This is a genomic window from Pseudocolwellia sp. G5-9, from assembly GCF_055808995.1.
In genome coordinates this window covers 3,337,582-3,351,262 of the sequence record NZ_CM147893.1, presented here as the reverse complement: position 1 = coordinate 3,351,262, position 13,681 = coordinate 3,337,582, and the positions used below count along the sequence as shown (strand labels likewise).

Here is a 13,681-nt window from a genome sequence, read left to right as displayed (position 1 = left end):
ATTAGGGATAAGCAATTATGCTTAATGTGAAAAGCTTACAAACAAAAATATTTTTATTTTTTGTTTTATTACTGTTACTCGTGCAGTCGATTGCATTATGGACCTTAATTAAAGGTAATAATGCACAAGAACAACAAGAAATTAATAATAGGCTTACTACGGCTAAAACCATATTTACAGAGCAGTTTAATAGTCGTCGCGATTATTTAGCGGCCTTTGCTGAAACTGCCGCAAAAGATTACGGTATAAAAGACGTATTTGAAGACGATACACGCAGCCTGCTATTTGCTTTAAATAACCACCGTAAGCGTATTAATGCCGATCTTGCTATGGCTATTTCAGCAAACGGCGACATAACTGCCCAACTACAAGTTTCTCATCTAGATAATGCAAAAACTAAAGTTCAAAAAGGTTCTGAACTCGGTAGCCAATTTAAACATACTGATTGGTTAGAAAGCCAAGAAAAATCGCACTTGTATATGCTTGACGGTATCTTGTATCAATTAAGTTTATCGCCACTTTCTGTAGGCACTAGCACTATTGGTTGGTTAGCTTTTGGTTTTGAAATTAATCAAACATTAGCGACTCATTTTTTAGACATTACGCGTTTAGAAGTTGATTTTATTCTTAACCAAAATAATCAATGGTTACTTATTGCCTCATCAAATCCTGATGCCGACATTAACTTTGCTAAAAACATTGTTAACGGACAAACCCCTGAGCAATACATAGCCATTGGTGAGTTAATTACTGAGTTTGACGATCAACAATTTGGTTTAGCTATGTACGGTTTAAGAGCCGATATTGTTAAATTACTGCAAGAACAATGGTGGCAGTTTTTAATTCTTACTTTCATCACCCTATTACTTTCATTAACAAGTGCTTATATTATTGCCGCTTCTATTACCAAGCCCATTAAACGTTTAGTAAAACAAGCTAAAATGATCGCCCGTGGTGATTATCAACAAAAAATCGAATTAAAAGACAGTAGCGAACTTGGACAGCTTGCTGACGAATTTAACCTCATGCAACAAGCCGTACTTACGCGTGAGCAAGAACTTACACACAGAGCTAATCACGACCCTTTAACAGAATTACCCAACAGAAATATTTTAGTTAAAACGTTAAACCAATTAATTAACGACAAAACCAGCTTTCAGCTATTTCATCTTAATTTAAGTCGATTGAAAGACGTAAACGAAACCCTCGGGCATGACGTAGGTGATTGGCTTATTCAGCGAACCGCTGACAGACTAAAAAAGCTCTCGCAATTCACCCTATTGTGTCACCTTGGTGGCGACGAATTTATTTTACTTTTTGAAAAACAAGATAAACATTCAATTGCTGAACTCGTTAAAAATATTAACACCGCATTAGAAGCTCACTGCGACTACGGTGGAATTAACTTACAACTGCAAGTACGTATTGGTATTTCGTCGTTTCCTGAACACAGCAACGTAGATAAAACACTACTACAAATGGCTGACACGGCCTTACAAAATGCCAGAAAAAACAATAAAAATTACCAATGTTACGATAAGTCGTTAGATGTAAATAGCGTTGAACGCCTGAACCTAATTAACGACCTCAAACACGCTATTTCTGACAACCAACTAGAATTGCATTACCAACCCAAGCTTGATTTAAAAACCAATATTGTTACTCATGCTGAAGCCCTTGTACGTTGGTATCACCCCACCTTAGGCATGATACCGCCAGACAATTTTATTCATATTGCCGAACAAACAGGTCAAATTAACAGCCTAACCCGTTGGGTTGTTGCTACAGCACTTAGCCAATCAGCCATTTGGCGAGAAGACGGTATAGATATTAACGTGGCTGTTAATATTTCAGCTGAAAATTTAAAAGAGTCTGATTTTTACGAATTTATTTGCAACACCATTGCAGCAAATAAAGTGCCTGCCAATAAAGTTACCTTAGAGGTTACCGAAAGCGCAGTTGTTGATAATCCTGAATCTGCCATTATGCTACTACAACGTTTTAAAGACGCTGGCATAAAAATATCGATAGACGATTACGGCACAGGCTATTCATCGTTAGCTCAGTTAAAACAGCTACCTGTACACGAATTAAAAATAGATAAGTCTTTTGTGCAACATTTGCATGAAGATGAAGACGACCGAATTATTGTAAGATCAACCATTGAATTAGCTCATAACATGGGCCTATCTGTAGTATCAGAAGGAATTGAAGACGACTTCGCATTACGCTGGTTAGCAAAACAAGGCTGTGAACTTGGACAAGGTTATTTTATTAGCAGACCTAAACCCACAAACGACTTTACTACTTGGATGAAAAAACAAGACGTATTGAGCGTTGAAAAAGGCTAACGCGTGCAACAACACTTTATTACTCTTTTATTTACCTTAAGCTTAGCGGTACTAAACCAAGCAAGCGCTTATGAAATGGAAAGTACATTTCATGGGGTACTAGACTTAAGAGCAACAGCAACCGATTCCTTAACAAGCAGTTATACACAAGGTGGTTACGGAAAGTTTGCATTAAATGACGGAGAAAGCCTTTCTCTTGCACAAGCGGGGGGCGAAATAGCCTTAAGCTGGGATAATGGTTTAAGTGTTCATGCCGTAGCTAACGCCTATAAAAACAATGGCAAATTTAAACTAGGCTTAACCGAAGGCTATATTAAATATTCAGGTTTACCTAATGCTTCTGGTTATCGGTGGCAATCAAAACTAGGCGTGTTTTATCCTAAAATATCTCTCGAAAACAATGCATACGCATGGGCCAGTAAAAACACCTTAAACTCATCAAGCTTAAATACATGGATAGGTGAAGAAATTAGAGTGTTAGGTAACGAAATTACCCTGACCCGTTTAGGAAGAATAAATAAAGACCCATTCGATTTATCGTTAACCGTAAGCGCTTTTGTAAATAATGACCCCGCAGGCAGCATGCTCTCTTGGCATGGCTGGACCATCAGTAATCGGCAAACCCTTTACTCGGAAAAAATACAACTCCCATACTTTAAAGCAAGAATGCAAGGCTACGACTTATACGAACAAGCCTCAAGCTCAGATCCTTTTTTAGAATTAGACGATAGAGTTGGAGGACATGTTCGAGCTGAAATTAAATTCCATAACAAAGGCGCTATTTCTGCAGGCTATTACAACAACAACGGCAAACCTTATATTGTAGACAATGGTCAATATGCGTGGAAAACTCGCTTTACTCATGTTGATTTAACGTGGTTATTACCACAAGGCATTGTACTAACGAGTCAATTATTACATGGTGATACACTCATGCAAAGCCCTTTAAAAACCGATGTTGTAAATAACGATTACACTAATGGTTATATTGCCCTTTCAAAACGCATTAAAGCCCATAGAATCACCTCACGTATAGAACGATTCAACATAAAAGATAACGATAAAACAATAGGCGACAACAACACCGAACGCGGTAAAGCATTTACCTTAAACTACACCTATCGCTTATCAAAACCTTGGTTTTTATCTACTGAATTTACCTGGATTGATAGCTACCGCCCAGGGCGAATGTATACCAACAACCCAATAAATTTAACCGAAAGACAACTTGCCTTTGCCGCTCGCTATTTTTATTAATTTTGTTGAATATACAAGGTAATATATTTAACAATCATTAAATTAGTGTAAAATGCGTTCATCTAGCGATACCAATCGAATTACTTAACCCATGACACGCTAATTATTAGCGTTAAACAGAGAGTCATTTATGAAAAAAATACTTTTGACACTATTATTAGGACTAGGTGCACTTAACACGGCATCAGCTATTGAAGGCGACGCTGACGCAGGTAAAGGCAAGTCAGCTATGTGTGCAGCATGTCATGGCGTAGACGGTAATGGAGCAGTTGCCATATACCCTAAATTAGCAGGACAAAGTGCAGCTTATATCGCTAAACAACTTGCTGATTTTAAATTAGGTATGTCGTCGGGTGGTAAAGAAGGTCGTGCAGATCCAATCATGGGTGGTATGACAATGGCGCTATCAGAACAAGACATGGCAGACTTAGGTGCATACTTTGCTTCACAAAAAATGGCTGTTGGTTCAGATACAACCAATGAAAAGGGCAAAAAACTCTATTTAGGTGGTGATGCCTCTCGTGGAATTACTGCTTGTGTTGCTTGTCATGGTGCTACAGGTCAAGGTATGGATAAAGCAGGTTTCCCTGTTATTGGCCAACAAAGTGCAGCTTACATTAAATCTCAGCTTGAAAAATTCCGTACGGGTACACGCGCAAACGACAAAGCAAAAATGATGCGCAATATTGCTATGAAACTTGAAGACGCTGATATTGAAGCACTAACGCAATATATTGCTTCTTTAAAGTAAAACAGCTAACACAACCAACATTAAAACCACTATTTATAGTGGTTTTTTTATAAGTAAAATTTATCTTACAAAACCATACTGTTTTTATTAAAAAAATTTTTCCAATTTTATACTACCCCCATTAAAACTGCTAGTATTATACGATAACCCTATAATTTTAATGTATTAAGAAAATAACCTTATACATCACAAAACGTGGATCCCTTTTTATGAATGGACTCGGCAATGAAGTCACCTTTGCATCATCAGAACAATTAATTTCTATGACTAACTTAAAGGGTGATATTACCTACGTTAATGACAACTTTTCTCAAATATCGGGATATTCGCCCAAAGAGCTTATTGGTCAGCATCACAATATAGTCCGCCATCCTGAAATGCCGAAAGCAGCCTTTGAAGACTTATGGGCGAAATTAAAGCGAGGTGATTCATGGCGAGGCATGGTAAAAAACCTTTGTAAAAACAAAAAAGATTATTACTGGGTAGACGCCTACGTTACACCTGTATATGAAAACGATACAATTATTGGTTATCAGTCTGTACGCACCTGCCCTAGTCAAGCACAGAAAATTGCAGCGACTAAATTGTACGACAAATTAAATAACAAAAAAATATCGGTTGAATTCTCTATAAACATTCCGTTAAAACGCCTTATCGCTTTAATACTTATTACACTCAGTACCGTGTTTATAGGTATAAATTACAGTGTTTCAGCTGCAGTCATTCAGCTTATTAGCTTTATTTTGTTTATCGCTATTTTTACTGAGGAAATGCTCGTATTACCCAAACATGTTAAAAATATTAAAGAAAAATACGACAGCCCTTCACGCTTATTATTCGCAGGTAAAGGTATTGGCGCATTATTAAATTACCCATCTCTTTTACAACATGCCAAAGTGAGGACTATTTTAGGTCGCAGCCATGACTCTGGCACCGTATTAACCGGTTTAGCTTCAGGACTTTCTCAGTCATCAGAACAAACATTAAATGGTTTACTTGAAGAAAATAATCAACTTGATCAATTAGCTACAGCCATTACACAAATGAGTACCACAATAAATGAAGTAAGTAAGAGTACTGCTGAAGCGCATGATAAAGTGGTAGATATTGTTGAACAGTGTGATAAATCAATAAATACGATTGATGAAAGCGAAATAAAAATTAGTAAGCTTTCACAAGAAGTCGAAAACGCTGCATCGAATGCGCAAAGTTTAACTCAAGATGCTGCCAATATAGCCAAAATAATGGATGAAATTGAAGGTATAGCCGATCAAACTAATTTACTTGCTCTTAACGCAGCTATTGAAGCAGCGCGAGCAGGAGAGCAAGGTAGAGGATTTGCTGTTGTTGCCGACGAAGTAAGAACATTAGCTAGTCGAACCCAATCAGCCACTGAGCATATTCGTAACTCAGTAGTTGAATTACAAAGCACATTAACTTCATGGAGTAATATAATGCTTGTCAGTCGTGATGATGCCAACAACTGTGTGTTAAACACGAACGAAGCGAAATCAAGCATGAATAGTATAAAATCTATGATTGATAACGTGAGTAATATTACCGCTCAAATAGCAACCGCCGCTGAAGAACAAAGTGCTGTAGCCAATGAAATTAATAAAAACATCCATGCTATTGATATTATCTCAAAACAAAACACAGAAAGTGCAGAAAATGTTAACGAAAGCAGTATTAAAGTGAATGAAAATGCTAACGCCTTAGAAGCCTTAAGTTCCACGTTTCGCTAAGCTGTATGTAATTAATAATAAGTAACCTCAGCTCGGGATAAGCAAAGTTACTCAACAAGCTATTTTTATGCTAAATTCGCCTTGTTATACACAAAAATATCAATGTTGAGAGACTAATATAACTTAGGAAAACAACGGTACAGGTTAAGGTTTTGATAAATAATAATTTTAATTCATTATCTAACATTCATTAACCCGAGTTGAGGTTAAGTAATTTAATATGATGAAAAACCATTTTTGTTGAACATTAACAATATATATTTTATTTATGTTTTTTTTATCTGTAATATCAAATCACCGTACATACAGTTAAAGAAATAAAAATGAAACTCAGTATTTTTATCGTCTTATTTATCTCTTTTTACACCCAAGCAGTACAGTTAAAAGAAGTGATAACAGGCATAGAGCAACCTACAGATGTAAAATTTTTTCCTGATTCAAATATAGAATTATTAATAGCAGAAAAAAAAGGAAAACTAATATTTACGGATCTATTAACTAAAAAAATACATACCGTACATGAGTTCGCTGTAAAAAGTGACACTGAAATGGGGCTATTAGGCCTAGCATTTCATCCCGATCACACAAAAAATAATTTTTTATTTATTAACTACTTTCCAAAAGAAGGTGAACGTAGAACTCGAGTTTCTCGATTTACTTTAAACAAAAACGCTGAAAATTATAGTTTATCTAACGAAAAAATTATTTTAGAAATTAAACAGCCCTATCAAAACCATAATGGCGGACAACTAGCTTTTGGGCCTGATAATTTTTTATATATTGGCATGGGTGATGGTGGCGCAGGCGGAGATCCAAAAGGGCATGGTCAAAATACTAAAACCTTACTCGGCAATATGTTACGTATTGATATTAATACCAGTGACAAAGTCCCTTATGCTGTTCCTACAGATAATCCCTTCATTGCAACGGCTAACTTTAGGCCAGAAATATGGGCTTATGGCTTAAGAAACCCTTGGCGCTTTTCATTTGCTGGCGACACATTAATTGTTGCTGATGTAGGCCAAAGTAAAATTGAAGAAATTTCTGTTGTTGAAAAAGGACAAAACCTTGGCTGGAATACAATGGAAGGTGATGAATGCTTTAAACCCGAAAAAGATTGTAACCAAAAAGGTTTAACTTTACCTAAAGTAACTTACACACATAAAGATGGTCTATCGATTACTGGCGGCTATGTATATACAGGCAAATTGATACCTGAATTACACAACCATTATATATATGCTGATTTTATTTTAGGTGGTGTTTGGGCGACAAGATTTCCGGATTTTTCCACTCCGATCAAACTATTTGATGCCACAGGTATTAACCTTTCAACTTTCGCACTAAATTCCAAAGGTGAAATATATACAGCAGATTATGCTAGCGGTAATATTTATCAGTTAGTTCCTTAATAATAAATCCTATTAGGCTAATAGATTTTGAAAGAATCTTACTGAATTTTCAGGGCTTTCAGCTTCTGTAACAGCAGTAACCACCGCAATACTATCTACGCCTGTTGCTAAAACTTCAGGCGCTCTTTCATGATTAATACCACCAATCGCAACAACTGGAATATCAGTGCTTAACGCTAAAATATCAGCTAGGTTTTCAACGCCTTGAATTTGCCCTGTCATGTTTTTAGTTTTAGTTGGATAAATAGCGCCAATCGCCAAGTACGAGGGCTTTAACTGTTGTGCTAATAAAAACTCGTAACAACCATGGGTGCTAATACCTAAACGTAAACCTGCTTTATGTATTTGATCAAGCGGCGTGGTTTGTAAATCTTCCTGACCAATATGTACGCCATAAGCACCATGTTTTATTGCCAACTGCCAGTAATCGTTAATAAATAAGCGAGTATCAGGATAGTTTTTTGCTAATTCGACCGCTTGAGCAATAATTGCATCTAACTCGGCTTCAGTTTTATTTTTTATGCGTAGCTGAACAATATGTAACCCCAGCGGCAACAAACGCTCTAACCAATAAAGTGAATCAATAACCGGATATAAACCTAACTTTTGTTTGTTTCGTGTATAACCTAACGATTTAAATGCGCTAAGTTCGCAGTATTTGTCATTAATATCTGTTGAAACTACGGGAAAATACTCTTTTTGAATCGGCCAAGTGGTTTGTTCAAAAGCGCCGTAGTGATCATGTTTACCTTTGTTTTTACTTAACCCTTTATTAATAAAAGCTTTAGCCAAAGTAAAAGCATCTCGTACCAAATGACCATGAGCAACAAAAGCAGCGAATGCACTCGCAAAACTACAACCGCCACCATGGCTATAATCAGTATCAACTTTAATTGAGCGTAAACCGTACTCTATGGTTTTGTCTTGACTCATTTTACTTAAGTCGACATCTGTTAAGGTATGTAAGCAGTAATCTAAACAAGAAATATTATTAGGTACACACTTTGTTAATGGATGCCCACCTTTTATGATGACCGATTTTACACCTAATCCAATAATGCGTTCAGCTAAATTTTTTATGTTGTCGCTATTTAAACCTGCTAACCATTGTGCTTCTTGACTATTAGGCGTTATAACATCGATAACGCTCAATAAGGGTGCAAGTTCCACTACAGATAAATTAGAAAACTTACCACCTACCGAAGCATGACCAACAGGATCGTACACCACTTTAATGGAATGATGATGTTGCTTTAACGTCGCCAAAAAATCGGCCAACCAAGCAACTTGTTCAATATTCGCCAGCAAACCTATTTTGATCACACTTGGCATTTTATCGTTTAATAATAACTGTGCTTGTTGCGCTAAAATGTCTACATCGACAGGATTAACCGACAGCAAAGTTTGAGAGTTTTGCACCGTATTCGCTGTACTTAAATGACAAACATCAACCCCAAGCGCATGACCTGTTTTAATATCAGCTGCTATTCCAGCGCCACCAGAGCAATCGCTGCCAGAGATAGTCCAAACAATCGGTTTATTAGATGTCATCATATATTCAACTCTCAAATTATTTAATGTTTATAATAAAAAATATCACTCTAATTAATTGATACAGCAAGTAGTGAGCCAACAAAATAGTCAATTATCGCAGTATTTATGAGCTATTTTGGTGCCAAAACGGCGTATCTAATGTCGGTGTCGATGGGTGAGCTGTCTGTCGCTCTGGCATAACACCACCTACATAGGCCAACTCCCCTGCCTGTAACGACAAAGCAAACGCTTTTGCCATCGCTACCGGATTATCCGCTAAAGCTACTGCGCTATTGAGTAGTACGCCGTCGTAACCCATTTCCATAGCCAAACATGCGTCAGACGGTTTACCAATACCAGCATCTAAAATCAGCGTGGTATTAGGTAAGCGCAAACGTATAGTTTCAAGGTTATAAGGATTCATTAATCCTTTACCTGTTCCTATTGGCGAGGCCCAAGGCATAACCACCTCACAACCTAAATCACTCAGCCTTTGGCAAAGTACTAGATCATCAGTACAGTAGGGTAACACTTTAAAGCCATCCGCAATCAGTTGCTCGGTTGCTTTTAATAATTCGATGGGATCTGGCTGTAAATTGTAATCGTCGCCAATAACTTCGAGCTTAATCCAGTCAGTATCGAAAATTTCTCGACTCATTTTGGCGAGTGTTATGGCTTCTTTCGCACTTTTACAGCCAGCCGTATTCGGTAATAAAAATCCGTTAGTTTGGGCAACAATATCTTGTATGTATTGCCAAATTTTAACGCCTGAGTTATCTGCTGGATTTTGTCTTTTTAACGACAAAGTAACCACTTGCGAACCACTGGCTAAAATGGCGTCTTTCATTATTTGAGGCGACGAATACAGCGCGCTGCCAATAAGTAACCGACTATTTAATGTTTGTCCGTAAATTGTTAATGACATAAATTAATACCTAACGCGTTATCCACCTTGAATAGGAAATAGCACATCAATGCTATCGCCTTCTTTAAGCGGGGTTCTGCCATAATCACCCCTACCGACAAAGTCGCTATTCAGCGCTACGGCAAAAGTTGTTTGTTGTTGATCTTCATTTAAAAATTGCTGCAATGCGTTAGCAACAAAAACGTTCCTGTGTTCACTATTTTCGATGGTAAATCGGTCACCATTAATAAAAATATTCATCTTAGATTATGTTCTCTATCTCATTTACCCGACTTTGCTCACTACAAGTAATAGGCAATAAATGTGAATACTTAAAATGTGAGTATTCACTTTCATTAGGTTCTTCACCCTTGCTATAGCTTTCTTTTAAAACACTAATCAAAGACTCAAGCTGCTTAAGTACAACAGGAGCGATTAAAAAACCATGACGATATAAGCCATTTACTTGAATAAGACGCTGGTTGGTCATAATTTTAGGTTGATTATCACTAAAAGCTGGACGACACTGGCTAACGTGCTGTCGAATATTGGCTTCTGCAAACCCCGGATGAACACTATAAGCTGCACTCAGTAATTCCATCGCTGAACGAACCGTCATTGGAGAAGTATCATCGCTTTCAATTTCGGTTGCTCCTACAACATAAAACCCTTTGCCTTTAGGTGCTATATACAATTGATAACGTGGATGCATCAACCGAATAGGTCGAGAAATATTTACGTTAGGTGCGAACAACTGAAATAGCTCGCCACGTACTGCACGTAAATCTTTCAAATTACTTTTATTATTACCGCTAGCCGAACTCGACAACGACTTTGCCCCTGTACCTCGACAATCAATGACTAAATCGAATGTTTGCGTAATTGCTTTAGCATCCTTAGTTTTTACAGATCGGTAAGTTAACAGGCAACCCCGTTCAACATTTTCAATATCAACCACTTCGGTTTCACTTAACCAATGCACGGATGATTGTTGTAATTGGGTTTTTAAGGCAATTAACAGCTTTCGATTACCTATTTGACCTTCTTGTGGAAGATACAGTCCTTGGTTAAACGAACGACCTAATTCAGGTTCAAGAGATTCAAGCTGTTGTCGATTTAATGCTTGTGTTGGGTATTGTGGGTAATGGTTTTTAAGGTAACGAGCCACATGTAAGTAATCACCTTGATCTTGCGTATGGCTGACCATTATAGCCCCTTCATGCTGAAAAAAAGTATACTCGTCAAGTGTGGCTAAAAACTCTGGCCACAACTTGAGAGATTCCAACCCCATTTCAACAATATTAGGTTCGCAATGCATAGCTTCGCCTAGTGGCGTAAGTAATCCTGCAGCCGCGTAAGCTGCACTATTACGTGCATTGGTGTCGTCTTTATCTATCAAGGTTGGCTTATAACCTTGTCGCATTAACGACAGGGCTATAAGTCTTCCCATTAAGCCAGCGCCAATAATGGCTATATTAATGCTCACAACAATTATTACGCTTTTGCAGGGTGGTAAATTTCACTACCTGTGGCTTTAAATTCAGCTGATTTTTCTGCCATGCCCTTTTCTACTTCAGATTGGGCTGCTGCAGATGCGTCTAATACAATCATTTCATCTAATAATTGAATTTCAATCTTTTGACCTGACTCTAAATCAGCGGCGTAATCACGCACTTCTTGAGATATTTTCATTGAACAGAATTTAGGGCCACACATTGAACAAAAGTGAGCTACTTTTCCTGATTCTTGCGGTAAGGTTTCATCGTGGTAAGACTTAGCTGTTTCAGGATCTAAACCTATATTGAATTGATCGTACCAACGGAATTCAAAACGCGCTTTACTCATCGCATTATCACGAATTTGAGCACCCGGATGACCTTTCGCTAAATCGCCAGCATGAGCCGCTATTTTGTAAGTAATTAAGCCTTCTTTTACATCGTCTTTATTGGGTAAACCTAAATGCTCTTTAGGTGTTACATAACACAGCATGGCACAGCCATACCAACCAATGTTAGCCGCACCAATACCAGAAGTAATGTGGTCGTAACCCGGTGCAATGTCAGTCGTTAATGGGCCTAAGGTATAAAATGGCGCTTCGCCACAGTGTTCAAGTTGCTCTTCCATGTTAGCTTTAATCATGTGCAATGGCACGTGACCTGGACCTTCAATAATGGTTTGAACATCATGCTTCCAAGCGATTTTAGTTAATTCGCCTAGCGTATGTAGTTCAGCAAATTGTGCTTCGTCGTTAGCGTCTGCCACCGAACCGGGACGTAAACCATCACCTAATGAGAATGACACATCGTACTGTTTTAAAATTTCACAAATGTCTTCAAAGTGAGTGTATAAAAAGTTTTCTTTATGATGCGCTAAACACCATTTAGCCATGATAGAGCCACCGCGCGAAACAATACCTGTTACACGTTTAGCCGTCATAGGTACGTAACGTAATAATACGCCGGCATGAATCGTAAAGTAATCAACACCCTGCTCAGCTTGTTCAATTAAGGTATCGCGGAAAATTTCCCACGTTAAGTCTTCAGCTACACCGTTTACTTTTTCTAACGCTTGGTAAATAGGTACGGTGCCAATTGGTACTGGCGAGTTACGTAAAATCCACTCACGAGTTTCATGAATGTTACGCCCTGTTGATAAATCCATTACGGTGTCAGCGCCCCATTTAGCTGACCAAACCAGCTTTTCAACTTCCTCTTCAATGGAAGAAGTTACCGCTGAGTTACCAATGTTGGCGTTTACTTTAATTAAAAAGTTACGACCAATAATCATAGGCTCACATTCAGGGTGGTTAATATTTACAGGAATAATTGCGCGACCACGAGCCACTTCATCACGTACAAATTCAGGGGTAATTTGCTCAGGAATGCTCGCACCAAAAGACTGACCTTTGTGCTGTTGCAGTAACATTTCGTCTTTAACTTCTTCACGCTTAAGGTTTTCACGAATGGCGATATACTCCATTTCTGGCGTAATAATACCTTGTTTGGCGTAATGCATTTGCGAAACGTTTTTACCTTTTTTAGCACGTAGTACTTTAGGTAAATGTTCAAAACGTAGGTGGTCTAAACCTTCATCAGCTAAACGTTGCTGAGTATAAACCGATGTTTTTGAATCAAGTACTTCAACATCGTTACGGCCTTCAATCCAGCTTTCACGTAAACGCGGAATACCTTTGTGTACATCAATTTCTACGTTTTCGTCCGTATAAAAACCTGAGGTATCGTAAACACATAGTGGCGCATTTTTTTCGTACTGAGGATTATCTTTTGCGCTACCAGGCAATAAAGTGTCTGTTAAGGTAATTTCACGCATACCCACTTTGATATCGTGAATTTTGCCTTGCACATACACTTTTTTTGAATTAGGAAACGATTGATCTGACACGTTTTTTAGAAAAGCTTCAGCAGCTTCACGTTTTTCGCGTCTGGTTTGTGGTTTGTTTTCTGTTGTCATTTCTCTCACCTTATTTAATTATAATCAATAAAAAATAGGCGGAGCTGTATTGGGTATATTTTTGGTATAAACGAGTGAAACACCAAGCAATAGATACTCGATGTTTGTACTTGTTCCCTTCGCAGATGTTAATCTAATCAGGTTCTACGGTTCCCGCTTTCGCGATCTCAGCCCTTTGGCACTCCGACAAGTTTTCTACGTTAGCCTAAGCTAAACGTAGCATGATTCTAACGTGAACACTTAAGCGCACGCAAATG

10 protein-coding genes and 1 riboswitch are annotated in these 13,681 nt (G+C 37.9%); of the genes, 5 read left to right on the top strand and 5 right to left on the bottom strand.

The window, feature by feature from the left end; all coding sequences use genetic code 11:
• The first annotated feature begins 17 nt into the window (after positions 1-17).
• The 5 genes from AC0L5Q_RS14440 (at position 18) to AC0L5Q_RS14420 (ending at position 7,516) form a co-directional block, all read left to right on the top strand.
• Entirely contained in the window at positions 18-2,351 is a 2,334-nt protein-coding gene (locus AC0L5Q_RS14440) for a bifunctional diguanylate cyclase/phosphodiesterase (protein WP_473610135.1), read from the top strand.
• A gap of 3 nt (positions 2,352-2,354) precedes the next feature.
• Positions 2,355-3,608, top strand: coding sequence for a hypothetical protein (locus AC0L5Q_RS14435; protein ID WP_473610131.1), 1,254 nt, complete (start codon positions 2,355-2,357; stop codon positions 3,606-3,608).
• 130 nt (positions 3,609-3,738) lie between these two features.
• Entirely contained in the window at positions 3,739-4,359 is a 621-nt protein-coding gene (locus tag AC0L5Q_RS14430) for a c-type cytochrome (protein WP_473610127.1), read from the top strand.
• 209 nt (positions 4,360-4,568) lie between these two features.
• On the top strand, positions 4,569-6,104 hold the full coding sequence (locus AC0L5Q_RS14425; RefSeq protein ID WP_473610125.1) for a methyl-accepting chemotaxis protein: 1,536 nt from the start codon (positions 4,569-4,571) through the stop codon (positions 6,102-6,104).
• A gap of 323 nt (positions 6,105-6,427) precedes the next feature.
• Positions 6,428-7,516 carry a PQQ-dependent sugar dehydrogenase gene (locus tag AC0L5Q_RS14420; protein ID WP_473610121.1) on the top strand — a complete coding sequence of 363 codons (1,089 nt, stop codon included), beginning with the start codon at positions 6,428-6,430 and terminating at the stop codon, positions 7,514-7,516.
• Positions 7,517-7,528: 12 nt separating this feature from the next.
• Here the strand turns inward: AC0L5Q_RS14420 and thiE are convergent, their stop codons facing one another.
• From thiE to thiC, 5 genes are all read right to left on the bottom strand, one after another.
• Complete coding sequence (gene thiE / locus AC0L5Q_RS14415; protein ID WP_473610118.1) at positions 7,529-9,070, bottom strand: thiamine phosphate synthase; 1,542 nt, start codon at positions 9,068-9,070, stop codon at positions 7,529-7,531.
• Between the two features lie 103 nt (positions 9,071-9,173).
• A complete protein-coding gene (locus tag AC0L5Q_RS14410) occupies positions 9,174-9,974 on the bottom strand; it encodes a thiazole synthase (protein ID WP_473610114.1) in 801 nt (266 codons plus the stop codon).
• Positions 9,975-9,992: 18 nt separating this feature from the next.
• Positions 9,993-10,214, bottom strand: a complete 222-nt coding sequence (gene thiS / locus AC0L5Q_RS14405) for a sulfur carrier protein ThiS (RefSeq protein WP_473610110.1) — start codon at positions 10,212-10,214, stop codon at positions 9,993-9,995.
• Between the two features lies 1 nt (position 10,215).
• Positions 10,216-11,439 (bottom strand): FAD-dependent oxidoreductase, encoded by a 1,224-nt coding sequence (locus AC0L5Q_RS14400; RefSeq protein WP_473610106.1) that lies wholly within the window; start codon positions 11,437-11,439, stop codon positions 10,216-10,218.
• Positions 11,440-11,447: 8 nt separating this feature from the next.
• Entirely contained in the window at positions 11,448-13,424 is a 1,977-nt protein-coding gene (gene thiC, locus AC0L5Q_RS14395; protein ID WP_473610102.1) for a phosphomethylpyrimidine synthase ThiC, read from the bottom strand.
• Positions 13,425-13,521: 97 nt separating this feature from the next.
• A riboswitch (TPP riboswitch) is annotated at positions 13,522-13,620 on the bottom strand.
• Positions 13,621-13,681 lie beyond the last annotated feature (61 nt).

Bases quoted from the DNA above. Each gene is read 5' to 3' on its own strand.
- AC0L5Q_RS14440 (WP_473610135.1), top strand. From the start codon at position 18: ATGCTTAATGTGAAAAGCTTACAAACAAAAATATTTTTATTTTTTGTT.
- AC0L5Q_RS14430 (WP_473610127.1), top strand. From the start codon at position 3,739: ATGAAAAAAATACTTTTGACACTATTATTAGGACTAGGTGCACTTAAC.
- AC0L5Q_RS14425 (WP_473610125.1), top strand. From the start codon at position 4,569: ATGAATGGACTCGGCAATGAAGTCACCTTTGCATCATCAGAACAATTA.
- AC0L5Q_RS14420 (WP_473610121.1), top strand. From the start codon at position 6,428: ATGAAACTCAGTATTTTTATCGTCTTATTTATCTCTTTTTACACCCAA.
- thiE (WP_473610118.1), bottom strand. From the start codon at position 9,070: ATGATGACATCTAATAAACCGATTGTTTGGACTATCTCTGGCAGCGAT.
- AC0L5Q_RS14410 (WP_473610114.1), bottom strand. From the start codon at position 9,974: ATGTCATTAACAATTTACGGACAAACATTAAATAGTCGGTTACTTATT.
- thiS (WP_473610110.1), bottom strand. From the start codon at position 10,214: ATGAATATTTTTATTAATGGTGACCGATTTACCATCGAAAATAGTGAA.
- thiC (WP_473610102.1), bottom strand. From the start codon at position 13,424: ATGACAACAGAAAACAAACCACAAACCAGACGCGAAAAACGTGAAGCT.